Genomic DNA, 26,336 nt, shown 5'->3' with positions numbered 1-26,336 from the left:
TTCGCCGAAGGCCTCATCGCTATAATCCATCCCGCTGCCGCACCAACGGCAGTCGGGTCTGGCGATTCGACATACTCACAACGAGCGTCCGCTTGGCGGATACGCTCGCGCACACTCGCGCATGCCTCCTATGGCGGGCCGGGTGGGGAGACCTTCGGGTCTGCCGGTTGCCGTGAGTACCGGTTCGCCAGCCCCGCCGTCAGGCCCGCCACCTTCGTCTGGCGACGAGAAGGCGGACCTCCAATCAATACTCACGGAGGCTCCTATGCCTATTGCAGACGAGACGCGACCAGCGTCGTACCCATCTCCACCAGCACCACCACCGAGGCCAGCGCCCACGTCGTCCGACGCAGCCGCGCTCACCAAAAACCGTACCTACCTGAACGGCGCAATCGCAGCGCAGGCGTATCTCAAGCGCACACGCGCCGCCATGCGCACCCACGGCCAGTGCCGCCCGGGCATGCTGCGCGAACAGCTTCAACATCTGTCCGCACACGCGTTCCCGCCGGTCTTCATCAAAGGCTTTGTGGATGCGATTGATGCCTACGTATCGATGTCGCTCGGGGGCCGCGATGTCGATCCGCAGACGTGGGACGTACTAGCCGCCATCGAGCGGCGTGGCTACAGCCAATAACAATAGACTGACGCATTCCCGTGACGGGCGGGAATGCCAGGGTTTTCAGGAACATCCCCAGGTGATTCGCCCGCCCGCCGTCACAGCGGCGCTATTGGCGTTCCAGCCTATCTAATTCTTCAAGCACAATTTCCCGAGACTGGTCGAATATCCCCCAGTTCTTGTACTCGGGGTCCCAGTACCCACGACTCCACAAAATCGGTTCAACAATGTTGCGAACTTCTCGTAATAGCAATGTGCCACCGCCATGTTGTTGATCGGCAATTTCCGTTCGTGAACACGTACTCCTAGAATTAAAAACATTCATTCCGCATCGCTGCGCACGCAGCGCTATCTAACAGGCAAGACGGGTCACCGGGCATTTCCGGTTTTTAAGATTGATCTGATGCCGCCACCATTGCCCAACATAGAGAATCAACCCGCATGTGCCCAGCCGTTATCGCAGGATTCTGCGTAGCGCTGTGCAGCGGATACGCTTCGAGACAACTTAATGACGATGAAACGACTGGACGGAAAAACCATGCGCGGGATAGGACGCACAATATTGGCCGCTCTGATTTTGATTGCGGCAACACCGGCTTTGGCTTGGCTTGACAAACCAATTATTCCTTTTCCTGCTTTGCTTTCTCTGCCAAGAAATACTCCCGCTGATACCGTTGTGGCAAGGGCATATGTGACGCCTCAAACGTTATGTGGCGAGGCGTCGTGCCGGCTAACATATTTTCTGCCCTTCACCAAGTGGCTCGTGGATGAGGGGTGGGGCAATGTCACAGGGCCGGCCGTTCTCTCAGAACTCAAAGGCCTTAATATGCAGATCATTGTCAATGGAAAACCTCAGACGAGAATGGAAGGTGGGTCGCCAATCACGTTTTCGTCGCCGGTCGAATTTCAGTTGATAAGGAATAATTACGGTTCCCCATGGTTTGGTAATGCAACAGCCCCTGGAGTGACGACGTTCTGGTTTTTTACAAAAACAATGACAGGAACAGAGGAAAACCGGAACTACGTCAAACTTAAAACGAGTCTGACCGTGATCGAAGGAACGTGCTCAGTGCCAAGTCAAACGGTAGAGTTGCCATCCACGCGGGCGAGAAGCTTGACGGGCATCGGAACGACAGCCGGCGAGCGTAGCTTCCAGATTCAGATCAACAGCTGCCCCAAGGGATACAACAAGGTTCTCTACAGGCTCAAGCCGGTGGGCGACGCCATTGAGAAATCACCGGGCGTATTGCCGCTTTCCTCAGATTCAACCGCAAAGGGCGTGAAGATCAAGGTGACCGACACCGCAGGCATCCCCGCTGTATTTGATAAGTCGATCCAGGTCGACGATTACAACAAGGCCACAGGCGGCTCCTTCTCGATCCCGATGCGGGTGTCCTACGTTCAGACCGAAGCCAACGTCACGCCTGGCACTGTGAATGGCGCCATGTCGGTGCTGATGGAGTATCAGTGATGAGCGGCGGCGCGGATGCGATCGACTGTAAGGGCCGTTAACAAATTTGATCGACGAGTCGCCCGCAGATGACGGCGCAAGCCAGAGTGAGGAAGCGAGATGAGTATCAAGAGAGCGGTCGAAACGAATGCACAACTTGCAGGAGGAGACGCCATCTTGCTTCCCGCTCTAACCTCCATAGAGCGGCGCGGCTACAGCCAATAACAACAGGTTGATGTATTCCCGTGATGGGCGGGAATGCCGCGCAGATGGGGCGCGGTAAGGGCGACAGTTCTACGGATGAACGAACTGCAGTGTTGACCAAGCAACCCACAGCATCACAGCGCGCAATGTGACGCGGAGCGCGCCAAGAAATACCCAGACCCATGATCCGATATCGGAGTAGAGTGGGGTACGGATTCCAGCGGGGCCATCACCAGCCCCGGCATAAGAGAAATTTGCCTCGCCTCTGATCGACGCGTCGCCGACGTCCCACCTCGATCCAGTCATTCACGCTGCCTTTCCGCGCTGGTTTTCCGGCACGGCCCGCATTTCACCTGCCCCCGGGGCATTCTCGTCTTGCTGTCAGAGCACCACGTCCAGTGGTCCCGGCCTGCTCGCTTTTCTTATGGGAGATCCGCCATGGATACCTACCCGACATCCTTCTACAAAGGGTTCGCGATTTACCCCCTGATTTACCCCTTCAACCCGCCACGTGAGTGGCACGAAAAACGCCCCGACCGTGCGTACAGCGTCTCGGTCGTCATCTGCCGTGAAGGTGAGACGATGGACGACGAGCGTTCCCGCGTCTTTCGCCTGAGAGGCGAGCCATGGGACAACGTAGGCGCTGCAAAGCGTGCGGCCACGCATGGCGCCGAGGAAATCATCGATGGGCTCGTGCCTGGCCAGTCCATGGCGGGCGAGTAGCGGGGTCTGTGAGGCCGAAATCGGAACGTCTGCCCGGGCGCGTCTTCAGGCGCCATCGTCTGAACAAGCAGCCCAGCGATGCTGGGCACCCGCGCGCGCATGGTTCGAATGCAGTACTCGATCTGCCTAACTTATGAGGTTCACGATCAGTCTGCAGACTTCATCTTCAATTTCCATGCAGCGCAGACTGCGCAGCAGACCATCGTTGCCGAATCGCTGCAACTGACCCCTGCTGTTCTGACCACCCTTCAGGCTGGACGGGCCTGTTAAATCGGCATCCAAGTCATCTGCGCTTGGTAAGCCACCAGCGCGCTCACCATTCCTGCGTCGCCGGGGGGATGTCCTCAGGGCCAAGAATGACGTCTACAGCGGCGCGCCCGGCCACCTCCCCCACCAAGTGCGCCCATCGCCGTGAAAACGGACCTCCATGGGCCTTGATCCGTTTGCCCAGGGCGGCCACGCCCGCAGGCTCCATGGGCCCTTCGATCCGGAACCACAGGTCGAACATGTCCTCAGAGGTCTGAACAAGCTCCACATGAATCTGAAAGCCACGGTAGTCGGTGGTGCGTGTCATGTTGCCTCCGGTGTGCGTTATTTCTGTGCGCTAGCATTGCAGCATTCAGCGCCGATGACCATGGAAGAATGCGCAATGTGCAATCACGTCATCTTCCACGTGACATACACACGCAAGGAACGATCCGGCAACCGAGATGCGCCTGCCGGGCATTGCATTGGCGAGGGGGGGCTACAGCCAATAACAAGAGGTTGACGCATTCCCGTGACGGGCGGGAATGCCTGAGCTGGTCAGAGTGGCAGTTGGGCGTTGGCTGTTGAAGCTGTCTGCCGAGAGCGAATCGCAGCCACGAAAGCCGACAGAAATGCGCGCATTTCGGACTGCCGTTCTGGCAGCTTCAGCAGGGTTTTGATTTCGTCTGGCGTTTTTCCGATCAACGGGATGCGCAGAAATACGTCTTCGAGAAACTGATCGCTGACGGTGGACAGCACCAGCCGGAGCGATGTGAGCATGTCGTCGCCACGATGAGATGCATGTGCGAGCGCAATGGGTTTCCCGATGACTTCGAATCGCGAGACCATCCAATCGATGACGTTCTTGAGCCCTCCCGGAATCGCGCGAACGTATTCGGGGCTGGCAATAATGATGCCGTCGCATCCGGACACGAGTGTCAGGAATTCCAGCACTGCGGCGGGTGTCTGTGGCCCTTCCAGGTCAGGGGAAAAGACCGGCAAGGTGTCGAGGCGATGGAATACCGATAGCTCAACGCCCTCAGGGGCAACGTCTTTCAAGCCGAGCAGTAGCGCCGTGTTGACGGAATCGCGGCGCGCACTGCCGGAGATGGTTAGGAGCTTCATCTGGTTTTCCTTTAGAGACATCCTGCCGCGCCTGGGCGATCTGGTTCGATACGCTCGAATCGTCCCGCCGCCCGTCAGCCAAACTTGCGCGCCGCATCGCGCGCCAGGCCAGAACCGATCCCGCCGAACAGGTCGCCCTCCACGCGTCGCGCCGCCGGCAGCACTTGCGCCAGTTGCTCGCGCAGCAACGGCACCCCGCTGGACCCGCCGGCAAAGAGAATGGTATCGACCGCTTCCGCTGCCACGCCCGCCGTCTTCAGCATGGCCTGCACCGTCGAGACCGTCTTGCCGACCAGCTTCCCAATCGACTGGTCGAAATCCTCGCGCGTGACGGGCTGCTTCAACTCGGGTGCGATGCGGTGCAAGTCGATCTCCGCCACCGGAGCGTCCGACAGCGCGATCTTCGCGGCTTCCACCTGGATCGCCAGCCAGTGGCCGGCGCGCTCGCGGATCAGGCGGATGAGGCGGTCGAGTTTTTCGGTGTCGGCGGCATCCCGGTAGTTGTCCATCACCACCGTCCATGCCTTGCGCGTGTACACGTGGTTGATGGTGTGCCAGCTCGCCAGGTCGAAATACTGGCCGGACGGCATGGCCTTGCCGTTGCGTAGCGTGCTGTTCAGGCCCAGCAGCGGCATCACGCTGGCCAAGCTCAAGGCGCGGTCGAAGTCGGTGCCGCCGATGTGCACGCCGCCGTTGGCGAGGATGTCTTCGCGGCGGTCAAGGCGTTTCGCACGGTCGGGCGACAGGCGCACGAGGGAGAAGTCCGACGTGCCGCCGCCAATGTCGGCCACCAGCACCAGTTCTTCACCGCTGATGCCGGCCTCGTAGTCGAACGCGGCGGCGATGGGCTCGTACTGGAAGGCGATCTCGTCAAAGCCGGCGTCGCGCGCGATGTCCGCCAGCGTGTCTTCGGCAAGCTGGTCGGCCTTGGGGTCTTCGTCGATGAAGAACACCGGGCGGCCCAGCACGGCGCGGCGGAATTCATGGCCGGCGGCGCGCTCGGCACGCCGCTTGAGTTCGCCAATGAAATGCGCCAGCAGCTTGCGGAACGGCATGGCCTGGCCCATGACCTCGGTGCTGTCGTCCATCATCGACGTGCCGAGCAGGCTCTTGAGCGAGCGCATCAGGCGGCCCTCGTAGCCGGCAAGATAGTCGGCCAGCGCGGCACGGCCGTAGCTGACCGTCGGGTCTTCGGCGTGAAAGAAGATGACGGAAGGCAGCGTTGCCTTGCCGTCTTCGAGCGGCAGCAGGGTGGGGGCGTCCGGTCTCAGCCAGCCGACGGTGGAGTTGGACGTGCCGAAATCGACGCCGCAGGCGTTTGACATCATAGGATTGTGGCTTCTGGAGTGCAGCGGGAGGCATGCGCCCGCACGGGATATCAGAGCGGGCGCACCTGCGAAAGGGGCGCTATTGTAGTGGCTTTGTGCGACACATCCCCTCACGGCGCACGCTGTTCACGGGCAACACGCGGCTGCTGAGAGTCGGGCACACACGCGATCACTGTCAGAGGCGATGGCGAGAGGTGCCCAGGGGCGGTCCTTGGTGCGCCAGTCCCGAAATATCTGGAAAAAAAGAATCCTTTTGCGCTGGCTGTGCCTCTATGAAGCCGTCACCAGCACAACAGGAGGATGTGTCCCTATGTTCTATCTCAAGCGGAATCTGCCCACCCCGGAGCGATTGATTCGCGCTTCCCTTGGGCTCTGCACAGCCGCCGCTACAGCAACGTGGGCGACGACGCCGTGGGGCATGATTGCCGGCTACGCGGCCGCAGCAATTCTTGCGGGCACAGCAATGTTCGGCTTTTGTCCGGCCTGTGCGCTTGTTGGAAGAACGCCAATAAAGAACTGAAATGATGCGTGCGTCTGATGAGCTGATTGAGGCGGCTTGCGCCGGTAACGAGGCTGCAATCTCTCGACTGCTGGCAGTGTGTCAGCCCGATCTAAAGCGGTTTGCGAGACGAACGTGCACCAATAGCGAGGACGCTGAAGACGCCGTGCAGATCGCTTTATGGCGGGTGTCTCGAAAAATTGGCGCGCTACGTACGGCGGCGGCCTTTGCGAGCTGGCTATTCCGTGTCGTCGAAAGGGAATGCTACCGATTCTTTACCAGGGGAAAAGGGTCCATTCCCTTGTACGAGGCCAATTTGGATGCTGTTCAGGCACCGATGATCCCAAGAGATCTGCGAACGGATCTCACCAACGCAATCCAGACGCTTCCAAAGAACTATCGCGAGGTTCTCATCTTGCGCGATGTTGATGGACTGACGGCGCCGGAGGTGGCGGCCGAGCTAGGGGTGACCGTTGAAGCCGTCAAGAGCCGACTGCATCGTGCCCGGTCCATGGTGCGCGAGAAGCTTGTCGCAAGCGGATACTGGAATTCGGCAATGGATTCGGAAAATGAACGGTAATTGAAAACGGCAGCCATCAATGATGAATGAATACCAGTCGCCCAAGGACTTCCAGAACATTCCAAAGCTTCTTGCCCTTGCGAAGGAAGAGGGCAACGCTTTTATGGCCTTCGATCATGCCGCGAAGCGCGCTGATGGTCTCATTCCGCCCAAGGTCAGGGAGTTCATCTCGCTCGCCGTTGCGCTGACGACGCAGTGTTCGTACTGCCTTGATGTCCATACGAAGGCAGCCAAAAAGGCCGGCGCTACTGCTGAAGAACTTGCAGAGTTGATTTCAATTGCAGCAGCGGTTCGGGCTGGCGCAACAATGGGACATGGCCTGATGGCGCTCCGCCTGTTTGAGGAGGCATAAGAGGCGTTTGCCCGCATGACGGCGGTGGGCTATCCCATAGCTCCGTGCGCTGCCCAACTCATGCTTCCGACAGGCATACCGCATGCTGCGCCTGCATGGTCCGGGGCCAATGACCGCGCCCCGCCAACTCGTTCAACGCGCGGGGGCAACAGATGAGCTACGCCCGTTTCGGAGCAATGATCGTGGTGTCCACGGTCGTCATGTTCGGTCTGATGTACTTGAACACCTACGAGATCGAGCACGTTCTATTCAGTCAGACTCGCATGTGGATGGCGCTGATCATGGGGGCGGCAATGAGCGCCATCATGCTCGTGTTCATGTGGGGCATGTACGCCAAGGCCGCCGTGAACGTCGCGATCCTGCTTGGGAGTGCGGTCGTGTTCTGCGGCGCGCTGTGGCTCGTGCGGAGCCAGCAGACGGTTGGGGATGTGTCGTACATGCAGGCGATGATTCCTCACCACTCCATCGCCATCATGACCAGTGAGCGCGCGCACATTAAAGACCCGCGCGTACGCAAGCTGGCGGACGGCATCATTCGGGCGCAGGTGAAGGAGATTGGTGAGATGAACGCGCTCATCGCAGATCTGAAGCAGAACCCGCCGCCTGCCGGTTCGCCGGATATCCCGAGTTACCGCAAGCGCGGTGACCCGCCGCCCAAGCCGGAATGATTGGTTGCCAAGTTATCGGCGGTGGTTTTTCGTCGATAGCGCTTCGATGCCAAGAAAAAGCCCGCGTTGCCTCTTGGCTCGCGGGCTTTTTTCACATCCCTTTCAGTACGTTCTGCTCCAGACAAGGGTTGCCGTGATCCGCAGTCAGCGGCACCGGACGTCATACCCCGCCACGCGTGGGAGAGCGTCCTCGCCGACGGTGGTCACGGTCAGCTTGCCTGCGGGGCCAACGTAGTTGAAATCGCAATAGGCCAGGCCCGTGCCGGCGCAGGAGTTGGCCTCGCCGATGCCGCGCTTGACCAGCGCAGCCTGACGAGGCTCAGGGCTGGCGCCACCCTTCACAGGCTTCCAGCCCTTGTCGGCGAGCGCCTTGCGCGCTTTGTCGATCGGCATGTTGTAGACGTTCGGCACGTTGGCGCGACCCTGGCAGACGGCATCCTCGTCGGCCACCTTGCTCAGGCGCAGCGTGCCATCGCTGTCCACGCGCAGGTCGCCGACGGGCAGGGGAGAAATGTCGCCATCCCACACGCGCACGGCGCCGCCTTCCAGCGGGGTCAGTGCGCCAATTGCGGTGTCTTCGGCTGATTTGCCGTAGGCCAGCGCGACCAGCTTGTCGTTCTGAAACACCGCTACGTTGCCTTGCGTGACGTTGCACGTGCCGCTGGTCGCAGCCTGCATCTGGCCAGCAAAGCTGACAGCGCGAAAGGCGCCAAGCGGTACATCGGCCATTACCGCCCAGCCTTGCGCGGCCACCTGTTTCGCGGCCGGCGACTTTGGCTTGATGACAAGTTGTGGGCAACTGTCGCGGTCACTGGCGTCGCCACCGGCCTTGGGCAGGTTGGCAACGGCCTTCATGCGAATGTCTTTCAACTCAGACACGACCCGAAGCGCTGGCACGCTCGTTTGCGCGGCGGCCTGCAACGTGAGCGCGAGACCGAGCGTCAGCGCCGTGCCATGCAGGACGTTTGAGGCGATGGTGCTTGTGAAGGCGGAGAAGGGATTACGAGGCTGCATACGAGGGAATGACGAGCGGCAGTTGAAGAGGCTTTCCAGACGTGACGCGTCACGGCGGTGGCCGGTGTTGCGGGAACGGAGTCGCTGCATCGAGCGACTGCGGCGGCGAATATTAAGAAGCGGAAACACATCGGCGTTGCTTCTACACCAGCATGGCGCGGATTCTGCGCTCCGGATTCTAGTCAAGATAGATCGACTGGTACATCGCCTGCAGCCTGCGTTTAATCGCTCGCGAGCGCATCTTCTCGATGCTTGCCGATGGACAAAGGCATCGGAGGCTCCAAGCTCCGACAAGCCTTCGCAATGTCCTCTATGCGCTGCACACGCCGATAGGGCTGCTGTTTTCTGCAGCATTGGCCAGTTTCGCCATTGCCTGCCTTGCTGAACGAAGCGCTTTATCGCCCATCTGAGCGGCAAGTTCTGCTTTGGCCGCACTCCACACCGGGAGCGCATCCGCCACAAGCCGACGCCCAGATGTCGTGAGCGCCAACTGCTTTCCAGCCCGGCCGCGTCCGCCGGTGGCCTGGAGCAAATCCCGGCTTTCCAGATTCTGGACAGATCGGCTGAGGGTCGTGGGGTCGACCCCCGCCTTATCCGCCAGCTCGACCAGCGTCGTGCCCTCGGCTTCACCGATTCCAACCAAGAGGCTGAACTGCTCCGCCGTGAGCCCGAGCGGCTTGAAACAGGCGTTGTAGTAACGCGTGAGCGCGCGCGCCGTTGCGCGTGCCTGGAAGCCCGGACACTCCGCTGCCACGTTCTTCAAAGCTTCTGGATCAAAACCCTTCATGTCTACTCCGTTTGACAATCGCACCTGGCATCAATACTGTATATGCATTATTTAGGAGCCACAATGCCAGCATACGTACACGTCAATCTACGCATCATCGACGCAGCCAAGCAGGCGGTGCTTGCTCCGCGCTTTCAGGCTGCGCTGCAAGACGCGGGTGGGCGAATCCTGCATTTCGGCCCTGTCGCGCGGGTTCTGGAGGGGGATGAAGATCCGTTGCCGATGGCTGGTGTGTTCGAGTTTCCGACGCTGGCGCAAGCGCTGGCTTTCTACAATTCCGAGACCTATGCGCCGATCAAGGCCGAGCGGCAGGAAGCCCAGCAAGCGCGGATGTTCATCGTCGAAACGCCGTCGTGATCGACCGCTTCCGGTCAGGAGCGCACGTTCTCGGTACGCTCGAAACATGCAAGCCATTGCAGATGACGCCCAAGCTGGGCCTCGTCGGTCGGCAACGCAACAAGGGGACACGGAAACACAACGCAATACGCCCACCACGTGCACAAGGCACGGGCGGGCGCATCGCTGGGTGACCAGTGAACCGTGAAGGCGGCGAAGGCGGTGAACCAACCCGCCCACCCGATTACTTCAACCGCGCCTTCAGCTCTTCGCTGGCTTGATGCAGCGCTGCACGGGTTGCCGGCACGCCGGCCAGCGCATTGAGCAAGCCGAAGTCGTGGATCATGCCGTTGTAGCGCGTGGCGGTCACATCCACACCCGCGGCGTCGAGCTTGCGTGCATACGCTTCGCCTTCATCGCGCAAGACATCCTTCTCGGCGGTAATCACCAGCGCAGGCGGCAGCCCCTTCAGCTGAGCGGGCGTGGCCAGCAGCGGCGATGCGTAGATCTCCTGACGCTGCGCCGGGTCGGTCGTGTAGGCGTTCCAGAACCACTGCATCATCGGCTTGGTCAGGAAGTGCCCCTGCGCAAATTCGTCGTACGAAGCGTTCTCGAAGCTGGCATTCGTGACCGGCCAGAACAGGACTTGCGTGCGCAGTGCGGGCGTCCCGTGCGCCTTTGCCATCAGGGCCACCACGGCCGCCATGTTGCCGCCCACGCTGTTGCCGGCAATCGCCAGCCGCTTGCCGTCTACGCCGATCTGCGCACCGTTTTCTGCCACCCACTTTGTGGCGGCGTAGATCTGGTTGATCGCCACCGGATACCGCGCTTCGGGCGAGGGCGTGTAGTTGACGAAGACGGCGACGGCGCCGGAGTCGGCCACCAGGTCGCGCACAAAGCGCTCGTGCGTGGGGAAGTCGCCCAGCACCCAGCCCCCGCCGTGAACGAAGATGAAGCCAGGCAACGTGCCTTTCGCGCCGGCCGGGCGCACGATGGTCAGGCTGATCGGCTTGCCATCCACGGTGATGGTTTTCTGGCTGACGTCGGCGGGCGGCAGCGACACCTTTGCCGCGGCTTGTGCGCTCACCAGCACGGCGCGGGCATCGGCGGGCGACAGTGTTTCCAGCGGCTGTCCACCGCCGGCGGCCAGGGCATCGAGGAATGCCTGGGTGTTGCGCTCCACGCCTGGGCTGCCCGCAGCAAGGGCAACGCTTGCTGCCACGGAGAGCAGGGTGCCGGCGGCAAATTTGGTCATGCGGTTCATGGCTGGGCCTCTAATGGGTTGTCGTGGGAATGTTGGGGAAGGGCGTACGGCTTAGATCAGGCTCAGGCGTACGTCGATGTTTCCGCGCGTCGCGTTCGAATAGGGGCAGACGATGTGGGCGCGGTCGATGAGCGTTTGCGCTTCGGCCGGGTCCATGCCGGGCAGACTGATCTTCAGGTCGACTTCAATGCCAAAGCCGTTCGGAATGACGCCGATGCCGACGCTGCCCTGCACGGACACATCCGCCGGCACGCGGATCTTGTCGCGCGCGCCCACAAACTTGATTGCGCCGAGGAAACAAGCGCTGTAGCCAGCGGCAAACAGCTGCTCGGGGTTGGTGCCTTCGCCGCCGGCACCGCCCAGTTCGGTGGGCGTGGTCAGGCGGACGTCGAGCCGGCCATCGTCAGTGGTGGCGCGGCCATCGCGGCCGCCGGTGGCACGAGCATTGGCACGGTAGAGGATGTTTTCGATCGACATGGTGGTTCTCCTATGAGAGGGGTGGTGGTGCAGGCATCGGCTGTCGAGGCTGATGCCGAGTTGCTTACGATTAAATAGCGCGCTACTTAATCAGTTTAAAAAAACGAGCGCGATCAGGCGCCCGTCGGCGATACGTGTGTGCTCAGGCGGCGTTCTTGAAGAGCCGTCCTCGCAATGCATTCAACTGTGTGCGCAGTTCTTCCAGCTCGCCGGGCGCACACTCCATGGCCGTAGCCATGCATGCCGGCACTTTCTCGGCCCGCTTCTCCAGCGCCTTGCCGGCCGCCGTGAGCGAGATGATCACCCGTCGTTCGTCCTCGGCCGAGCGCTGCCGCTCGATCAGCCCCGATGCCTCCAGCCGCTTCAGCAGCGGAGTGAGCGTGGCGGAGTCGAGGAACAGCCGCTCGCCGATCTGCGACACCGTCTGGCTGTCTTGCTCCCACAACACCAGCATGACGAGGTACTGCGAGTACGTCAGGTCCAGAGCCTTGAGCAGCGGCCGATACGCTTTGTTAATCCCGATCATGGTCGAGTACAGCGCAAAGCAGAGCTGCTCGTCCAGGGCCAGGTCGCGGCGTGCGGGGGAAGGCTTGCGTGTGTTCATGGAGGGGAATATATATAGCGCGCTATTGAATTGCAAGCTAATTTTTTTAGATGGGTTGTTCAGGGGGCGGTGGGAGCCAAACCTTACTTGCCGCCGCGCGCTATCCGCTCGTACTGCAGACGATCAATTTCGTCCCCGTACCGCAGCGCATCGTTAAAGAGGCGGCTGTCATGCGGCACGGGTTCTGAGGATTCGCGCTCCCCATAGAAGCAAACGTAAATCTTCCTTGCCTGATGCTCCCATCGGAACATCACCTCCTCAAAGGGATAGTCGATATAGACATCTCGACCGTCGAACGTAGGGCCTTTGTGAACTGGCATGCGGACTCCTTTTGCGAACGGGATGGTCGTAGGCGATGGCGGCCATTGTCGGTCGAACGCCTGTGATGAGGCCCGGACCGTATCACGCTATCCTTCCAGCCTCTGATGACGACAAGGAGGACCACATGATCAAAGTGACCGTGATGTACCCCTACACCGAAGGCGCGCGCTTCGACCACGACTACTACCGCGACCAGCACATGCCGATGGTGAAGGCGAAGCTGGGCAATGCCTGCGCGTACTACACCGTCGAAAAAGGTCTGGCTGGCGGCGCGCCAGGTACGCCGCCCGCCTTCGTTGCGATGTGCGCCCTGATCTGCGATTCGGCCGAGGGCTTCCAGGCCGCCATGAAAGAACACGGCGCCGAGATCCTGGGTGACATCGCCAACTACACCGACATCGCACCGGTGCTTCAGTTGAGCGAGGTCGTGGTTGAGCGGTCGGATCGTTGAGCGCTTTGACTGCGCTGCAACCAATCACAATGGACTGACGCGTTCCCGGGAAGGGGCCCATCCCCGCTGAGAATTGTTGAGTTGCCTCGGCAAGACCCCTTCCATAGACTCCGCCCCTGGCAACTTAAGGGGAGGTTCCTCCCTCTCCCTAGTCGTCCATGCAGTCCTAGCTAGCCCCGGCCACCCGTCCCGGCCGGGGCTCTTTTTTTGTCAGACGGCATGCTGATGTTGCATCGGCGTCAGCTCGCGTTTGCCTTCCAGCGTGCGCTCTGCGGCCTAGAATGGGGGCCCGCCTACAGATGACGACCTCTCGCATGACGACGAAACAACGCGTTTCCACTGCGCTGCTTGGCGCGCTCGCCTGGATCGTCATCGATCAGGCGACGAAGGCTCTGTTCAAGCAAATACTGACGCCCGGCGAAGTCGTGTCATTGCTTTCCGGAAGCCTTCTGGTTCTACCTACCTATAACCACGGTGCGTTCCTCAGCCTCGGCGCAGGAATGTCGGACGCGACGCGCAATGTCGTCTTCGTCTATGGCGTTCTGGCAATTCTGGTCGGCCTGTTCGTGTGGGTGCTGCGCTCGCCCAGGCTCGGCCGCACGGACGTCATTGCGGCAGCCTGCATTCTGGGCGGAGGGCTCAGCAACCTGTTCGATCGTTGTGTCTACGACGGCCGGGTTTTCGATTTTCTGAACATCGGCGTCGGGCAGTTGCGAACCGGTGTATTCAACGTCGCAGATGTGGGAATCATGCTCGGCGTGGCGCTCCTTCTGTTCCGTGGCGCAAAGCGCGGCCCCACGTTGCCTGGGGCTTCGACGGGTTGAGGAATGAAGGCTCTCGGCACCTCGCCGGCCGCGAGCACGATCGATGCGGCTGGCGCGCGGAACGGACAGTGCTCCAACTCCGCGCCATCAGCGCGGCCCACGCACCTCCATTAGCGATCGTTTTGTAGGGACGCCTGCGGCACGACGTTCATGTGTTCCGCCGGAACAGCGGCCGAACGACCCGACAGACGTTCGAATTCATCGACATCGTGGCTGCAGAACACAGTGAGCCCCGATCTGTGGCGGGCGCAAAGATCGCGCAGCCGCTTCTGGTTGTCGAGCCGTGCCGCACGGTCTTTCTCAAGCATCCATTGATAGAAGCGCAGGCCAGGCGTGCAATAGGGATCGAGATCCATTTCGTGCGTATGGAAGTACGCATCGCCTGCCAGAAGCAGCCAGTCGCTTTCGCCGCGAACGGCGATACCGGCATGCCCGTAGGTGTGTCCGCGCAGCGGAATCAGGGCAATCTCGTCGTTCACCTCGGGTATTGGAGACACGCAGTCGAAGCCTTTCCAGCGCTCTCCGTCCTGCGGCGAATGCATGCGCCAACGCTGTTGATACGACCACTGCTGCGGACGGAAGCGTTGCCTGTCGAGCCACGTCTTCTGCATCAATGCATAGTCGCGCTCGGCGGCAAGCATATGGACGGCGGCGTGCGGAAAATCATCGAGGCCGCCTGCATGGTCGAAGTCGAGATGCGTCATCACGATGTGGCGAATGTCGGCCGCGCTGAAGCCGAGCCGCTCGATTTGCCGGATGGCGGTCATTTCCTCTCGGAATTCGGGCTTGAGCATCGTCAGGAAGAAGCGGCTCAGACGTGAATGTGGATGCGCGACATCACGCAGGCCAAAGCCGGTATCGACGAGGACCAGACCCGCGGGTGTCTCGACCAGCAGGCAGTGGCACACCAGCCGGCCGCGGCGCACCAGCGAGTTGGGATGGCCATCGAAGAGCGCACCGCATAGCGGGCAGCTCGAAATGCAATTGAGGTGATGCACCTTCATCGTTGTGCTCCGGTGAGGCGTGGGGTCTACCGCTCTGGCACCTTTGCGCACGGCATCGTTGCTCGCACGGGGGGGCGAGCGAGAACATTCATCGTCATGGCTTGGCGGCCACTGCGCCGCCGACGACGACTATGCGGCGGATTGCCTTGACGGTCCGCGTTGCGTCATTCGGCAGAGGTTGACGGCAGCGTGCGCAACAGATCCGTTGCGTGTTGGAGATGGTTCACCCCGATGGACACGCCGCGTGCGGCGAACGCCTTCACGCCAGGGTCCTCGCCGTTCTGCGCCTCGCTTTGGTACAGCGCGTTGCCCATCGTATGGATATGCACTTGCGCAATCACGTATTGGCGGTCGAACGCCGCGCCCGACATGTGAGACAGCTCGTCGTACAGCGTGCGGTTGGCCGGGTCCATCGCCTTCAGCAGGCGGACCTTCTTCTCATCCGCAAGCGCGGTAAGTTCGGCATTGATGCGGGTGTGCTGCTCAACCATGTGCTGCCCGAACGCGCGAACATCAGCCGAGCCGCCGCGTTCCGCCGCCAGCTTGCCGAGGTCCACTTCAGCGGTGCCGACACTCGCGGCCGTCAGCATGAACTGCTGATCGCTCGGGGCGACTTGCGCGTCCATTTGCATCAGGCGGCAACCCGACATGGCCAGGGCACCTGCGCACACGGCAAGAGAAATCCATCGCCGCAACGCTGTGTTCCTTATGTCGTTCTTGGCTTTGAAACGGACACCGCTGCTACCTTACGCCATGGTCGAACCCCTTGGGTTGCGTTGGAGACTCGCCAGCATGGCCGCCTTGCGCGTCATCTGGAGAGGGTCGTCGTTTCCACAGCATCGGACATGCCTGGCAATCAAAAGAGGGGTGCAATCGCTAATGTGAGCAGACGCACGTGCAGCATGCCTGAGCGGGTACACCCACCGTGCCCGTGGGCGCAAGTCTTGCGATCCGGGGGCATCCAACATGCTTCCCGGGGCAAGCCATGCGATACGTCCTCCTTGTCTGTGCCGTTGCCGCGCTCGGTGTCAGCGGTTGTCATCGTGAGAGCGATACCCAATCGAATGTCCGCGCGCCGGGGCAAGCCGAGTCTTCAAAGACGAAAGTCCTGGAAGCAGGCGCGGCTGCGCTGCAGGACAGGCCGCCCATCGAGGCCATCAACGCCTACTTGGACGGCTTCCATTTCTATAACGGCCGGCCGAACGTGCAGATGGAGGCGCATCACTACTGCGCGATCCTCAACGAGGATGTCACCCAATGCACCATCTACGACGGCAACGTCAAGAATGCGAAGTTGATGGGCGTGGAATACATCATCAGCGCAAAGCTGTTCGCCACGCTGCCTCCCGCAGAGAAAGCCTTGTGGCACAGCCACGTCTGGGAGGTGAAATCCGGGCAGCTCGTCGCGCCTGGGATTCCCGAGCCGGCAGAAAAAGAACTGATGAAGAAACTGGTCGGCACATATGGCAAGACATGGCACACGTGGCATACCGATCTCGACAAACAACTGCCGCTCGGCGTTCCTCAATTGATGATGGGTTTCACGGGGGAGGGCCAGGCGAATGCAGCGATGGTTGCCGAGCGAGACAAGCGCATTGGCATCGACAGTGCCGAGCGGAAGAAGGACCGTGCGGATATTCCCGCGCCGCCGGTCAATCCTGCAGCCAATGGTTGGCAGCGGGGCAACGCGTTTCAAATTGCTGATCCCACGGGAAGCCAGCACGCTCACGAGTCCGCCACCGCGGGCGCCGGGGCCAAGGCGCCGGATGTGAACGCCCGGGCAAACCAGAAGCGGACTCCATAGGCACCGCGCCGCCTGCGGCGCGGGGAGATCGGCTACGTAGGCCGCCCAATCCTGCGCCGCCCCAGGCCCTGACTCGCCCCAGAGACGCCCCTATTGCCTGCACATCCGGCGCAGGGTAAAAATCGCGCTATCGTCGCCCAATCCCAACCGGGAGTCGCGCACCCATGGACCAACCAGCCAAGCTCAATGCCGATTCCCTGGGCATCGTCGAATCGGTGATCATGGGCATCGCCGGCACTGCCCCGGCGTACAGCATCGAAATCACGACATCCACCATCATCGGCACGGCTGGCACGCAGTCGCCGGCGAGCATCCTGGTGTGCGGGCTGATCATGTTTGGCATCGCGTACGCGTTCATCAACATGAACCGCGCCATGGCGAGTGCCGGCACGTCGTATTCGTGGGTGAGCATGGTATTCGGGCGGGCGCTGGGCTTCCTGGCCGGCTGGGCACTGCTGGTGCTGTGCTGCGTGTTCATGGTGTCGGCCATGATTCCGGCGGCAAATGCCACGCTGCTGATCTTTAACCGGCCCATGATGAACAACGTGCACTACGTGACGCTCATTGCGGCGGCATGGCTCACGTTTGTCAGCGTGGTGGTCGTCAAGGGCATCAAACTGACCAGCTACGTGCAGGTGCTGATGACGATTGTCGAGGGCGTCATCCTGCTCGCGGTCATCGTCGCGAGTTTCATCGTGTTTCCGCGTGCGCCCGCGCATCCGTTCTCGTGGGTCTGGTTCTGGCCGTTCGCCTTCACGCCCAAGATGTTCGCCAACGGCGCGCTGGTGGCGATCTTCTTCTTTTACGGCTGGGACGTGACGATGAACCTCAGCGAAGAGACGCGCGACGCCAACCGCACGCCAGGCCGTGCCGCGTTCTGGTCGATGGTGTTCCTGATGGCGTTCTTCCTCGTCTTCATCGTCATCACGCAGCTTGGCCTGTCCGATGCCGAGATCCAGCACTACAACACGAACATCATCTTCGCCATTGCCGAGAAGCTGTTTGGACCGACGTGGGGCTACGTCGCGATCGTCGCGGTGTTGCTCAGCACGGTGGGCACGGTCGAAACGCAGATGCTGCAGTTCACGCGCACGCTGTTTGCCAAGAGCCGCGACGGCGCACTCCACGCGCGCTATGCACGTCTGCATCCGGTCTGGCGTACGCCCCACATCGCCATCTTCTTCATCTGGCTGACGGGGCTTGTGCTGCTGTTCGTGTCGTCTTACCTGCCGACAATCAACGTCATCCTGCAGGATTCAATTACCGCCATCGGTTTCCAGATCTGCTTCTACCTAGGGCTCACCGGGTTGGCCTGCGGCTGGTACTACCGGAAGGTGCTCACGCAGGGGCCGTGGGTGGCCATCACGCATGTCATCTGGCCGGTGGCAAGCGGGCTCTTCCTTTTCTTCATCGCGCTCTACAGCATCCCGACCTTCGATTGGGTCACCAACGTCGTGGGCATGGGCGGCATCGCCATCGGTGTCATTCCGCTGCTGCTGAACCGCAAGAAGATCTGGCTGGCGCGTTCGGCGTGAGCCGGCGCGACAACACCCGCTCGCCAAGCACCCGACGCCAAACTGGCGCGTCGGATGCTGTCAGGTCGCGCCGGCGCTTCCGGCTACCGCTTCTCAAACCTGCGCCATCCCCCCATCCACGAACAACTCGATGCCGTTGATAAAGCTGGCGGCGTCCGACGCAAGAAACGCGACGGCCTTACCCACTTCGGCCGGCTCGCCCAGGCGGCCCAGCGGCACCTGCGCGGCGAGGAAGTCGAACAAGCCCTGGCGCGTTTCATCCGAGGCCAGGCCGCCAAGGCCGGGCGTGCGAATGGGGCCCGGGCTCACCACGTTCACGCGGATACCGCGATCCTTCAGATCCATCACCCACGAGCGGGCGAAGTTGCGCACCGCCGCCTTGCTGGCGCTATAGACGCTGAAGTTGGCCGTGCCTTGAACGGACACCGTGGACGACGTGAGGATGATCGACGCGCCGTCGGTCAGCAGCGGCAGCGCCTTCTGCACCGTGAACAGCACGCCGCGCACGTTGGTGCCGAAAATCCGGTCGAAATGTTCTTCGGTGATGCCGCCCAGCGGCATCATGTCGCCGCCGCCGGCATTGGCGAACAGGATGTCCAGCTTGCCGGCCACCTTGGCGATCTGGGCATAGACGGCGTCGAGGTCGGACAGCACGGATGCATCGGCCCGCAATGCGGTGGCGCCCGCGCCGATCTCTGCGACGGCGGCATCCAGTTCCGCTTGGCGCGCCCGGTGATGAATACCCGCGCGCCCTGGGCTGCGAGTTCCTTGGCGGCGCCAAGGCCGATGCCGCTGCTGCCGCCGGTGACCAGTGCGATCTTGCCTTCCAGTTGCTTGCTCATGATGTGCTCCATGTCGTGATTTCAGGTTGGGATGAATGACCTTGCGGCGGGTTCTTTCATGCCTTGCTTCGCTTTGCGTGGCCCCGTCGCGTTGGGCATGGAGGCACTTTAGGGGCAGCAAACTTTTCGAAAAAGCGCTGCAAATAGAATTACTATCCACAGTTGTGGATAATCTGTGCGGACATTTGAATGGATCAACTCCTGGCAATGCGCTCTTTTGCGCGGGTGGTGGAAGCGGGCAGCTTTACGCGGGCGGCCGATTCGCTCGACATGCCCATCGCCACCGTCAGCAAGCAGGTGCAGGAGCTGGAGGCCCATTTGGGCGTGCGCCTGCTGCAGCGGACGACGCGGCGCGTGACGGTCACGCCCGAAGGCGAGGACTACTACGCCAAGAGCACGCGAATCCTGCGCGACCTGGAAGACATCGATGCGTCGTTCAGCGTCGCCCGCGGGCGGCCGCGCGGGTCGTTGCGCATCGATGTCGGCGGGTCGACTGCGTGCGACGTGCTGATCCCTCTGTTGCCCGAGTTTGCTGCGCGCTATCCCGAGATCAGGATCGACCTGGGCGTATCAGACCGCTCGGTGGATCTGATCGCGGACAACGTCGACTGCGTGATTCGGGGCGGCCCGCTGGACAGCGCGTCCCTGGTCGCACGCCACCTCGGCGATGCGCCCCTGATCACGTGCGCCACGCCCGGATACCTCAAGCAATACGGCACGCCGGCCTACCCCGATGAACTGAAGAACGGCCACCGGCTGGTGAGCTACGTCTTCAGCCAGACGGGGCGGGCGGTTCCGTTTCGCTTCGAGCGCGATGGCGAAAAGACCGAAATCAAGGTCGAGCACCGCATCGGCGTGAACGAAAGCAATGCGCATCTGGCCGCATGTCTCGCGGGTCTGGGCATCGTGCAGACCTTTGGTTATGCGGCGCAAGCGCCAATCAACGACGGCACGCTGGTGGAGATCCTCAAGCCGTGGCGCCCGGCGCCCTATCCGTTTCACGTCGTCTATCCGCAGACGCGCCATGTCACGCATCGGCTGCGAGTCTTCATTGACTGGCTGGTGGAGGCGTTCCCGGCGCGGCTTGCGTGGGCGCCGAAGCGGTAATCGCGCGCATGGTCCCGATTACCACTGTGGACATGTGGATATGTGGATAAGCACGTGAAGAACTTCAGGGACAACTGTGTTGGCTGTCCGGGGTCAGGTTGTCCACAGCACGGGAATAACTTGGGTGGTTGCCGAGAGGGTGGAGCGCGCTCTGCACGAGTCATCCACGCATCGGCACACGCTGTCCGATGGGTTGTGCAGTTCGCAAACCGTTGACGCGAAAGCGTTTTCCGCAGCTGTCCACAGAAACGATCCACCGTTATCTACTACTACTATTTTTATATACAGAAGAAATAGAGAAGACAGTCAAGACGGGCAGGGCAAACGCTCCGGAGTGCCCTGTTCGTTTGAGGTGCGTTACGTGAGCGCGGCCGGCAGAGGGTGTGCGCTTATCACCAGATTGCGTCCGCCCGCCTTGGCGCGATACAACGCGGCGTCGGCCGTCTCGACCAGCGTGTCGATGGAGAAGGCGCCGTTGCCCGGCACGGACGTGGCGCAGCCCGCGCTGACGGTCACGTAGCGCGACGGTGCGGTGGCTTCGATGCGCAGGCGCAGCACGGCGTCACGCGCGCGCTCGGCAAGGGCCTGCGCTTCGCTTGCATCGGTGTCGGGCAGGACGACGATGAATTCCTCGCCGCCGTAGCGCGCAATGAAATCGGCTGGACGGTGCACCACGCCGGCCAGCGCGTGCGCCACGGCTGCCAGGCAGGCATCGCCCTTGAGGTGGCCGAAGGCGTCGTTGTAGCGCTTGAAGTGGTCGACATCGACCATCACCAGCGAAAGCGGCTGGCCGCTGCGTTGGGCGGCGCTGATGTGGCTGTCGATCTGCTCGTTGAAGTAGGTGCGGTTGTACAGGCCGGTCAGCGCATCCCGCATGGACGCCTGCCGCAGCGAGACATGCGCCTCGAACAGCCGCCGGTACAGCGCGGTCACTTCCCATACCAGCACGCAGACCAGTACGCCGGGCGCGAACATGCTGAACAGGCGCGCGACGTACCAGCCCACCGTAAAGCGGTCGGTGCTCAGCAGGTTGAGGGTGGTGTCGGTCAGGCAGGCCAGCGCGGCAATGGCCAGCCACACGTCGAGCACCCCGCGCAGGCGGCCGCTGGCCACCACGGTGAGCACGGCAATGGCGTTGACGGCCCACAGGACGACCGCGACGGGGTTGTCGCCATTGCTGGCGTGCAGTGGCGGCGGCAGGGTGGTCAACACGACAAAGCTACCCAGCAGCGCTCCCACCGCTACCGGCCCGCCGATCAGCAGCCAGGCCCACAGGCGCACGCGCCCCGCAGCAACGGCATCGCGCGAGAGCCGATCGCGCAGGAGCACCGCCAGGATCACGAACAGCGGAAAGCCGCCGTGCCAGAACACCCACATCCATGCCGCACTGGTGGGGCGGGCGCCAAACAGCCCCGTGGGCGAGAACACGCCCGGGAACGTCAGCAACTGCAGCGCGACGGCCAACGCGGTAAAGGCATAGGCACCGCCGAGTGCGCCCAACATCGGCTGCCGCGTGACAGTGAACTGCGCGCCCAGCAGAAACGCCGCGATGCCGGCCGTGGTGAACACCGTCAAGGCGCACATCGGCATGAACGGGTTGATCGCCGGCCATTGCAGGCCTGCGCGTGGGGCGGCCACGGCCAGCGTCAACAGGATCAGCAGCGCAATTGCGCCGGCAAACATGGCTTGCCGGCGTGTGGCCCGCTGAATCAGAAAACTTTCCATCCACCCCCCGGGGTTTGAGATTGCGACCATCCGACCTGCTCGTGTGTCGGTGTGCCTACATCATAGGCAGCGTCAGTCGGCGGGAAAAGCCTAGGCAGTGATTGGGAATATCGTTACGACGGGCCTGAGGCGGATGGCCCCAGCTTATCGACAGGCGCTCCAAGGCAATTGAAGGGAATCTTCCGTAGTGTGGGCCGGGCATCGCTGCAATTGAATCAACCGGGCCCTGGGCCAACGCTGTATGGAATCACTCAATCACACGCTGTTTCTCTGGATCAACGCGCCGGCCGACGCTTCGACCACCACCGTCTGGCTGGCGATGGCCTTTGCCGAATACGCGATCTGGCTGGTGCCACTGACGCTCGTGGCCGGCTGGCTATGGGGCGAGCCGGCCACGCGGCGCCAGGCCTTGCAGACCGGCGTGGCTGCTGCATTGGCGCTGTCGATCAACGTGGGCTTCGGCCTGGCGTGGTATCACCCGAGGCCGTTTGCGATTGCGCTGGGCACCAATCTGCTGCCGCACGCGCCCGATTCGTCGTTCCCCAGTGACCACCTGACCGCGTTGTGGACGGTGGCATTCAGCCTGATGTGGAACGCCCGCCTGCGGCGCGGGGGCGTGTTGCTGGCGCTGCTGGGGTTGCCGATGGCCTGGGCGCGCATCTACTTGGGCGTGCACTATCCGTTCGACATGCTGGGCGCGGCGGCCGTGTCGGCTTTCTCCGCCTGGCTGTGCAGCGGGCGCGTGGCGCATACGCTGTCGGAGCCGCTGCATCGCCTGGGGCTGGCGTTGCATGGCGTGCTGCTGGCGCCCTGCGTGCGGCGCGGCTGGGTGCGCAAGTAAGCGAGGCTCAGGCGTGACGGCGCCACGCGCGCCAGAACAGCACGAACGAGAGCACCGTCGCCCCCACGTTGTAAAGCGTGGCCAGCGCGAACGCGTGGCCGTAGTGCGCGGCGTGGGCGGCCGCGTCCGCCGCTACGGCACCATCCGCCCCATCCACCTGACCAAGCAGCGAGAACAGCAGCACGCCCACCACCGTCACGCCCACCGCGTTGCCGACGGCCTGCATGGTCGTGACCGTACCGGCGCCCATGCCGGCCTGGGCGGTTTCCACGCCGCTCAGGATGGTGTTGAGCGACAGCGGAATCACCATGCCCTGCCCAAAGCCGTTGAGCATCAGCGGCAGGATCAGCCAGGCGGTGTCCGCGCCGACCTGCGCCATGGTGGCCAGCACGACCATGCCCACAGCGAAGATCGCCACGCCGAGCAGCAGCGCGCGCTGCCCGATGCGTTCAGCCAGGCGGGGCGCCGTCAGTGAGCCGGTAAAGAACGCCATGGCGGCCGGCGTGAACACCAGCCCCGCGGCCAACGCCGACAGGCCGCGCCCGAACTGCAGCAGGATCGTCAGTGCAAGGAAGTACGAGCTGATGGCCGTGTAGAACAGGAAGATCGCCAGCACGCCCAGCACGAAGCTGCGGTTGCGGAACAGCGCCATTTCGATGATCGGGACGCGGCCGCCGCCGAGAGCGCCTGCTCCACCCGCACAAAGTGGCGGAACACCAGCAACGAGGCGAGCGGCAACACCCACGACCACCACGGCCAGCCGGACTCACGCCCCTGCATGATCGGCACCAGCAGCATCGCCAGCGCCACCGCGCCGGCCACGGCGCCATGCACGTCCAGCCGCGCGGCCACCGGCGCACGCGATTCGGCCACAAAGGCGCGGGCCGCCAGCAGCGCCGCAATGCCGATCGGCACGTTCACCAGGAACACCGCGCGCCAGCCCGACACGCCGGCCGCCAGCGGATGCGCAATCAGCCAGCCGCCGATGATCTGCGAGACCGACGCCGCCACGCCCTGCACGGCGCCCATGGTGCCGAACGCCCGGCGCCGTGCATCGCCGTCAAACAGCACGCGCAGCGAGGCCATCACCTGCGGCATCAGAATGGCCGCGCCCAGGCCCTGGCCGACACGCATGGCAATCAGCATCCAGGGAGTGGTCGCCAGCCCGCACAGCGCAGAGGCGAGCGTGAACAGCGCCATGCCGGCAAGAAACATCCGCTTGCGCCCGAACAGGTCGCCCAGGCGGGCGCCGTTGAGCAGGAACACCGCATACGCCGCGCTGTAGCCGACCATCACGAGCTGGATTTCGGCAAAACTGGCATGCAGGCCGGCGCGGATGTCCGGGATCGCCACATTGACGATGAACAGGTCGAGAATGGTGACGAAGTTGCCGGTCAGCAGCGCCGCCAGCGCTGGCCAGTGCCGTTTGGCGGGCACGGCAACGCCGCCGGCAGAAAGGGATTCCGTTGACATAGAGGGATCTCGGTTATTAATATACGGTCGTACGTATACTAGAGAGCGATTGGCCCACGTCAAGGGCCGATTGTGTTGACCCCACTCATCGATAGGGCTTTGCCATGAACGAAACCGACGGCCGGCGCCAGCGCGGCGAACGTGCGCGCGCCCAGGTGCTCGAGCACGCCACCGCCATCGCGTCCACCGACGGGCTGGAGGGCCTCACCATCGGCCGCGTGGCCACCGACGCCGGCGTGGGCAAGGGCAATATCCAGGTGCTTTTCGGCGACAAGGAAACGCTGCAGCTCGCCACGCTGGATGCGGGCGTGGTGCATTACCGGGCAATGGTGGTGGAGCCCGCGCTGGCGCTGGAAAGCCCGCTTGCCCGCCTGCGTGCGCTGACCGATGGCTGGTTCGACTACGTGGCCAGCGGTGCATCGCCAGGCGGCTGCTTTGTCTGCGCGGCCAGCTACGAATACCGCGCCCGGCCGGGCCCGATTCAGGACCGCGTGCGCGGGCATCGCGAGTCGGTGCGCGCCCGGTTTCGCGAGACGATCACCGCGGCAAAGGCGGCCGGTGAATTGCGCGCCGATGTCGATGTCGATCAGCTCGTCTTCGAGATCGAATCGTTTCGCTCCAATGCCAACGTGGCGTTTCTGATGGGCGACATGGCGGTGTTCGAGCGCGCGCGCCGCAGCACGCAGGCGCGTATCGACGCTGCGCTGGCCTGAGCGAAGCCCCTCGGCAAGCGACGCGTGCGAGCAACGTCGGCACGTCGCACCGGCGTTCCCCGGGCGCCACCTTTGGTTACACTTGTGCGCAGTCGCACAAAGACACCAAACAAAAGACTCCCGGGGGAAAAAGGGTATGACGAGCCGAACGATTGCTGCGGCCATCGGAATCGGAGGCGCGCTGTGGCTGACCGGCTGCGCAGCGCCTTATACGGAGCCGCCTGCCGGCGCCAAGACCGCCACGGTGGATTTTGTCCGCCCGCTGGCGAGCACCAACGCCACCATCCTCGCGTTTGACGACGCAAAGCATTGCGGCAACCCGCGCACCGCGCTCAAGCCGGCCGACCCCACGCGGCCGATCCGTGTGCTGGCCGGTGTGCCGACCGCGCTGGGCGCGAGCTTCATCCGCACCTCGGGCACGCTCATCTACCGCTGCGGTGTGTCGGTGACGTTCGTGCCGCAGGCGGGCAAGCAGTACAAGATGACGGCGAGCTACCCGACCAACGCGCATGTGTGCCGCGCGGGCGTGGCCGAGTCCGACGACGGCCGTTCGTGGCACGCCATCAACGCGCGCTATCGCAGTTACCGCATCAATCCGTCGTGGGGCACCGGCAGCTGCCCCGACCTGACCGACGCAGACGTGGCCTTCATGCGTGACAAGACGCGTTCCGAAGACGGCTCCACCACGCTCAGCGACCTTTCCGATTTGCTGACGCCGCAATGACGCACCGCACTGCCTTCATGATCCGCGCGCTGCTGGCTGCCACATCGGCATTGGCCGCGTTGCCGGCGGCCGCGTTGGAGCCGGCCGAAGTGTTCGCCAAGGTCGCGCCCAGCATCTGGGAAGTGCGCGTGTCCAACGCCGAGGGCCAGCCGCTGGCCCTCGGAAGCGCCGTGGTGATCGGCGACGGGCTGGCCGTGACCAACTGCCACGTGCTGCGCGGCGGCAAGCAGGTCACGCTCAAGCGCGGCAACGCCAGCTTTGGCGCGCGCCTGCTGTATCCCGACGTGCAGCGCGACCTGTGCCAGCTGCGCATTGCCGATTTCCACTACCCCGCTGTCAGCATCGTCCCAAGCAGCATGCTGGTGACGGGGCAGAAGGTCTACGCGATCGGCAATCCGCTCGGGTTTGACCTGACGATCAGCGAGGGGCTGATCTCGTCGCTGCGGCATGACGACAACGGGGTGCTGACCGCGATCCAGACGTCGGCGGCGATCTCGCACGGCTCCAGCGGCGGCGGCCTGTTCGACAGCAATGCGCGGCTGGTCGGCATCACGTCGCGCATGGTGTCTGCCGTCTACGGGCAGAACCTGAACTTTGCCGCGCCGGCCGAGTGGATCAACGATGTGCCGGCCCGCGCGCAGAAGGCGCTGGCCGAGCGCGCGGCCGCGGCGTCGGCGGTGTCGGTGAACACGGCTTCCG

At 62.8% G+C, this 26,336-nt stretch carries 31 protein-coding genes and 3 pseudogenes; 18 read left to right on the top strand and 16 right to left on the bottom strand.

Annotation, left to right across the window (positions count from 1 at the left end; genetic code table 11):
• Window positions 1–265 precede the first annotated feature (265 nt).
• Both FUT88_RS12730 and FUT88_RS12725 read left to right on the top strand, forming a co-directional pair.
• Window positions 266–634, top strand: coding sequence for a hypothetical protein (locus FUT88_RS12730; RefSeq protein ID WP_147215577.1), 369 nt, complete (start codon window positions 266–268; stop codon window positions 632–634).
• Between the two features lie 496 nt (window positions 635–1,130).
• Complete coding sequence (locus FUT88_RS12725) at window positions 1,131–2,087, top strand: fimbrial protein (RefSeq protein WP_261797137.1); 957 nt, start codon at window positions 1,131–1,133, stop codon at window positions 2,085–2,087.
• Window positions 2,088–2,124: 37 nt separating this feature from the next.
• Here FUT88_RS12725 and FUT88_RS12720 read toward each other — a convergent pair.
• Window positions 2,125–2,225, bottom strand: a pseudogene (locus FUT88_RS12720) (IS5/IS1182 family transposase); the annotation flags it as partial.
• A gap of 483 nt (window positions 2,226–2,708) precedes the next feature.
• Between FUT88_RS12720 and FUT88_RS12715 the strand changes: the two are divergent.
• Together FUT88_RS12715 and FUT88_RS12710 are read left to right on the top strand one after the other, a co-directional pair.
• A complete protein-coding gene (locus FUT88_RS12715; protein WP_147215574.1) occupies window positions 2,709–2,993 on the top strand; it encodes a hypothetical protein in 285 nt (94 codons plus the stop codon).
• 78 nt (window positions 2,994–3,071) lie between these two features.
• The gene (locus FUT88_RS12710; RefSeq protein ID WP_261797136.1) at window positions 3,072–3,263 is read left to right on the top strand and encodes a hypothetical protein; all 192 of its coding nucleotides are present in this window, start codon (window positions 3,072–3,074) and stop codon (window positions 3,261–3,263) included.
• Between the two features lie 43 nt (window positions 3,264–3,306).
• On the opposite strand, the gene FUT88_RS12705 is transcribed toward FUT88_RS12710, so the two are convergent.
• The 3 genes from FUT88_RS12705 to FUT88_RS12695 all read right to left on the bottom strand — a co-directional run bounded on the left by FUT88_RS12705 (window position 3,307) and on the right by FUT88_RS12695 (window position 5,692).
• Entirely contained in the window at window positions 3,307–3,567 is a 261-nt protein-coding gene (locus FUT88_RS12705; protein ID WP_147215572.1) for a hypothetical protein, read from the bottom strand.
• A 230-nt stretch (window positions 3,568–3,797) separates the two neighbouring features.
• Complete coding sequence (locus FUT88_RS12700) at window positions 3,798–4,364, bottom strand: NADPH-dependent FMN reductase (protein ID WP_147215570.1); 567 nt, start codon at window positions 4,362–4,364, stop codon at window positions 3,798–3,800.
• 74 nt (window positions 4,365–4,438) lie between these two features.
• On the bottom strand, window positions 4,439–5,692 hold the full coding sequence (locus FUT88_RS12695) for an Hsp70 family protein (RefSeq protein ID WP_147215568.1): 1,254 nt from the start codon (window positions 5,690–5,692) through the stop codon (window positions 4,439–4,441).
• Window positions 5,693–5,906: 214 nt separating this feature from the next.
• Here FUT88_RS12695 and FUT88_RS12690 point away from each other — a divergent pair, with 214 nt between their 5' ends.
• The 4 genes from FUT88_RS12690 (at window position 5,907) to FUT88_RS12675 (ending at window position 7,791) form a co-directional block, all read left to right on the top strand.
• Window positions 5,907–6,212 (top strand): YgaP-like transmembrane domain, encoded by a 306-nt coding sequence (locus FUT88_RS12690; RefSeq protein ID WP_261797138.1) that lies wholly within the window; start codon window positions 5,907–5,909, stop codon window positions 6,210–6,212.
• 4 nt (window positions 6,213–6,216) lie between these two features.
• Window positions 6,217–6,771 carry an RNA polymerase sigma factor gene (locus tag FUT88_RS12685; protein ID WP_261797135.1) on the top strand — a complete coding sequence of 185 codons (555 nt, stop codon included), beginning with the start codon at window positions 6,217–6,219 and terminating at the stop codon, window positions 6,769–6,771.
• Between the two features lie 19 nt (window positions 6,772–6,790).
• Window positions 6,791–7,123: a carboxymuconolactone decarboxylase family protein gene (locus tag FUT88_RS12680; protein ID WP_261797134.1), complete on the top strand. Its 333-nt coding sequence runs from the start codon at window positions 6,791–6,793 to the stop codon at window positions 7,121–7,123.
• Between the two features lie 152 nt (window positions 7,124–7,275).
• On the top strand, window positions 7,276–7,791 hold the full coding sequence (locus FUT88_RS12675; RefSeq protein WP_147215564.1) for a DUF305 domain-containing protein: 516 nt from the start codon (window positions 7,276–7,278) through the stop codon (window positions 7,789–7,791).
• Window positions 7,792–7,935: 144 nt separating this feature from the next.
• Here FUT88_RS12675 and FUT88_RS12670 read toward each other — a convergent pair whose 3' ends face one another.
• A complete protein-coding gene (locus tag FUT88_RS12670; RefSeq protein ID WP_147215562.1) occupies window positions 7,936–8,805 on the bottom strand; it encodes a PASTA domain-containing protein in 870 nt (289 codons plus the stop codon).
• A 310-nt stretch (window positions 8,806–9,115) separates the two neighbouring features.
• Window positions 9,116–9,592, bottom strand: a complete 477-nt coding sequence (locus FUT88_RS12665) for a MarR family winged helix-turn-helix transcriptional regulator (protein ID WP_147215560.1) — start codon at window positions 9,590–9,592, stop codon at window positions 9,116–9,118.
• 63 nt (window positions 9,593–9,655) lie between these two features.
• Here FUT88_RS12665 and FUT88_RS12660 point away from each other — a divergent pair, with 63 nt between their 5' ends.
• The gene (locus FUT88_RS12660) at window positions 9,656–9,949 is read left to right on the top strand and encodes a DUF1330 domain-containing protein (RefSeq protein WP_147215558.1); all 294 of its coding nucleotides are present in this window, start codon (window positions 9,656–9,658) and stop codon (window positions 9,947–9,949) included.
• A gap of 223 nt (window positions 9,950–10,172) precedes the next feature.
• Here FUT88_RS12660 and FUT88_RS12655 read toward each other — a convergent pair whose 3' ends face one another.
• From FUT88_RS12655 to FUT88_RS12640, 4 genes are all read right to left on the bottom strand, one after another.
• Window positions 10,173–11,192 carry an alpha/beta hydrolase gene (locus tag FUT88_RS12655; protein WP_147215556.1) on the bottom strand — a complete coding sequence of 340 codons (1,020 nt, stop codon included), beginning with the start codon at window positions 11,190–11,192 and terminating at the stop codon, window positions 10,173–10,175.
• A gap of 51 nt (window positions 11,193–11,243) precedes the next feature.
• Window positions 11,244–11,669, bottom strand: coding sequence for an organic hydroperoxide resistance protein (locus FUT88_RS12650; protein WP_147215554.1), 426 nt, complete (start codon window positions 11,667–11,669; stop codon window positions 11,244–11,246).
• 142 nt (window positions 11,670–11,811) lie between these two features.
• Window positions 11,812–12,273 carry a MarR family winged helix-turn-helix transcriptional regulator gene (locus tag FUT88_RS12645; protein ID WP_147215552.1) on the bottom strand — a complete coding sequence of 154 codons (462 nt, stop codon included), beginning with the start codon at window positions 12,271–12,273 and terminating at the stop codon, window positions 11,812–11,814.
• Window positions 12,274–12,356: 83 nt separating this feature from the next.
• Window positions 12,357–12,593 (bottom strand): hypothetical protein, encoded by a 237-nt coding sequence (locus FUT88_RS12640; RefSeq protein WP_147215550.1) that lies wholly within the window; start codon window positions 12,591–12,593, stop codon window positions 12,357–12,359.
• Between the two features lie 125 nt (window positions 12,594–12,718).
• Here FUT88_RS12640 and FUT88_RS12635 point away from each other — a divergent pair, with 125 nt between their 5' ends.
• On the top strand, window positions 12,719–13,045 hold the full coding sequence (locus FUT88_RS12635) for an EthD family reductase (protein WP_147215548.1): 327 nt from the start codon (window positions 12,719–12,721) through the stop codon (window positions 13,043–13,045).
• Window positions 13,046–13,359: 314 nt separating this feature from the next.
• A complete protein-coding gene (lspA, locus tag FUT88_RS12630; protein ID WP_147215546.1) occupies window positions 13,360–13,869 on the top strand; it encodes a signal peptidase II in 510 nt (169 codons plus the stop codon).
• A 110-nt stretch (window positions 13,870–13,979) separates the two neighbouring features.
• Here lspA and FUT88_RS12625 read toward each other — a convergent pair whose 3' ends face one another.
• Both FUT88_RS12625 and FUT88_RS12620 read right to left on the bottom strand, forming a co-directional pair.
• On the bottom strand, window positions 13,980–14,873 hold the full coding sequence (locus tag FUT88_RS12625; RefSeq protein WP_147215581.1) for an MBL fold metallo-hydrolase: 894 nt from the start codon (window positions 14,871–14,873) through the stop codon (window positions 13,980–13,982).
• A gap of 164 nt (window positions 14,874–15,037) precedes the next feature.
• Window positions 15,038–15,523 carry a DUF4142 domain-containing protein gene (locus tag FUT88_RS12620; RefSeq protein ID WP_147215544.1) on the bottom strand — a complete coding sequence of 162 codons (486 nt, stop codon included), beginning with the start codon at window positions 15,521–15,523 and terminating at the stop codon, window positions 15,038–15,040.
• 335 nt (window positions 15,524–15,858) lie between these two features.
• Between FUT88_RS12620 and FUT88_RS12615 the strand changes: the two genes are divergently transcribed.
• Together FUT88_RS12615 and FUT88_RS12610 are read left to right on the top strand one after the other, a co-directional pair.
• Window positions 15,859–16,677 (top strand): OBAP family protein, encoded by an 819-nt coding sequence (locus FUT88_RS12615; RefSeq protein WP_147215542.1) that lies wholly within the window; start codon window positions 15,859–15,861, stop codon window positions 16,675–16,677.
• Between the two features lie 164 nt (window positions 16,678–16,841).
• Window positions 16,842–18,212, top strand: a complete 1,371-nt coding sequence (locus FUT88_RS12610; RefSeq protein ID WP_147215540.1) for an APC family permease — start codon at window positions 16,842–16,844, stop codon at window positions 18,210–18,212.
• A 93-nt stretch (window positions 18,213–18,305) separates the two neighbouring features.
• On the opposite strand, the pseudogene FUT88_RS12605 reads toward FUT88_RS12610, so the two are convergent.
• Window positions 18,306–19,054 (bottom strand): annotated as a pseudogene (locus tag FUT88_RS12605) (SDR family oxidoreductase).
• 189 nt (window positions 19,055–19,243) lie between these two features.
• Between FUT88_RS12605 and FUT88_RS12600 the strand changes: the two are divergent.
• Window positions 19,244–20,161 carry a LysR family transcriptional regulator gene (locus FUT88_RS12600; protein ID WP_147215538.1) on the top strand — a complete coding sequence of 306 codons (918 nt, stop codon included), beginning with the start codon at window positions 19,244–19,246 and terminating at the stop codon, window positions 20,159–20,161.
• 357 nt (window positions 20,162–20,518) lie between these two features.
• On the opposite strand, the gene FUT88_RS12595 is transcribed toward FUT88_RS12600, so the two are convergent.
• Window positions 20,519–21,886 (bottom strand): sensor domain-containing diguanylate cyclase, encoded by a 1,368-nt coding sequence (locus FUT88_RS12595; protein WP_147215536.1) that lies wholly within the window; start codon window positions 21,884–21,886, stop codon window positions 20,519–20,521.
• A gap of 241 nt (window positions 21,887–22,127) precedes the next feature.
• Between FUT88_RS12595 and FUT88_RS12590 the strand changes: the two genes are divergently transcribed.
• Window positions 22,128–22,727: an undecaprenyl-diphosphatase gene (locus FUT88_RS12590; RefSeq protein ID WP_147215535.1), complete on the top strand. Its 600-nt coding sequence runs from the start codon at window positions 22,128–22,130 to the stop codon at window positions 22,725–22,727.
• 7 nt (window positions 22,728–22,734) lie between these two features.
• Here FUT88_RS12590 and FUT88_RS26700 read toward each other — a convergent pair whose 3' ends face one another.
• Window positions 22,735–23,472, bottom strand: a complete 738-nt coding sequence (locus FUT88_RS26700) for an MFS transporter (RefSeq protein WP_261797133.1) — start codon at window positions 23,470–23,472, stop codon at window positions 22,735–22,737.
• A gap of 176 nt (window positions 23,473–23,648) precedes the next feature.
• Window positions 23,649–24,200 (bottom strand): annotated as a pseudogene (locus FUT88_RS26695) (MFS transporter); the annotation flags it as partial.
• A 104-nt stretch (window positions 24,201–24,304) separates the two neighbouring features.
• Between FUT88_RS26695 and FUT88_RS12580 the strand changes: the two are divergent.
• The 3 genes from FUT88_RS12580 to FUT88_RS12570 all read left to right on the top strand — a co-directional run.
• Complete coding sequence (locus tag FUT88_RS12580; RefSeq protein WP_147215533.1) at window positions 24,305–24,913, top strand: TetR/AcrR family transcriptional regulator; 609 nt, start codon at window positions 24,305–24,307, stop codon at window positions 24,911–24,913.
• A gap of 136 nt (window positions 24,914–25,049) precedes the next feature.
• The gene (locus tag FUT88_RS12575; RefSeq protein ID WP_147215532.1) at window positions 25,050–25,637 is read left to right on the top strand and encodes a hypothetical protein; all 588 of its coding nucleotides are present in this window, start codon (window positions 25,050–25,052) and stop codon (window positions 25,635–25,637) included.
• Between the two features lie 17 nt (window positions 25,638–25,654).
• Window positions 25,655–26,336 (top strand): S1C family serine protease (locus tag FUT88_RS12570; RefSeq protein ID WP_147215579.1); only part of this gene is annotated, 682 nt, incomplete at its 3' end.

This window comes from Ralstonia sp. TCR112 (assembly GCF_007997035.1).
GTDB lineage: Bacteria > Pseudomonadota > Gammaproteobacteria > Burkholderiales > Burkholderiaceae > Ralstonia > Ralstonia edaphi.
This window is presented reverse-complemented; position numbering and strand designations above follow the sequence as displayed.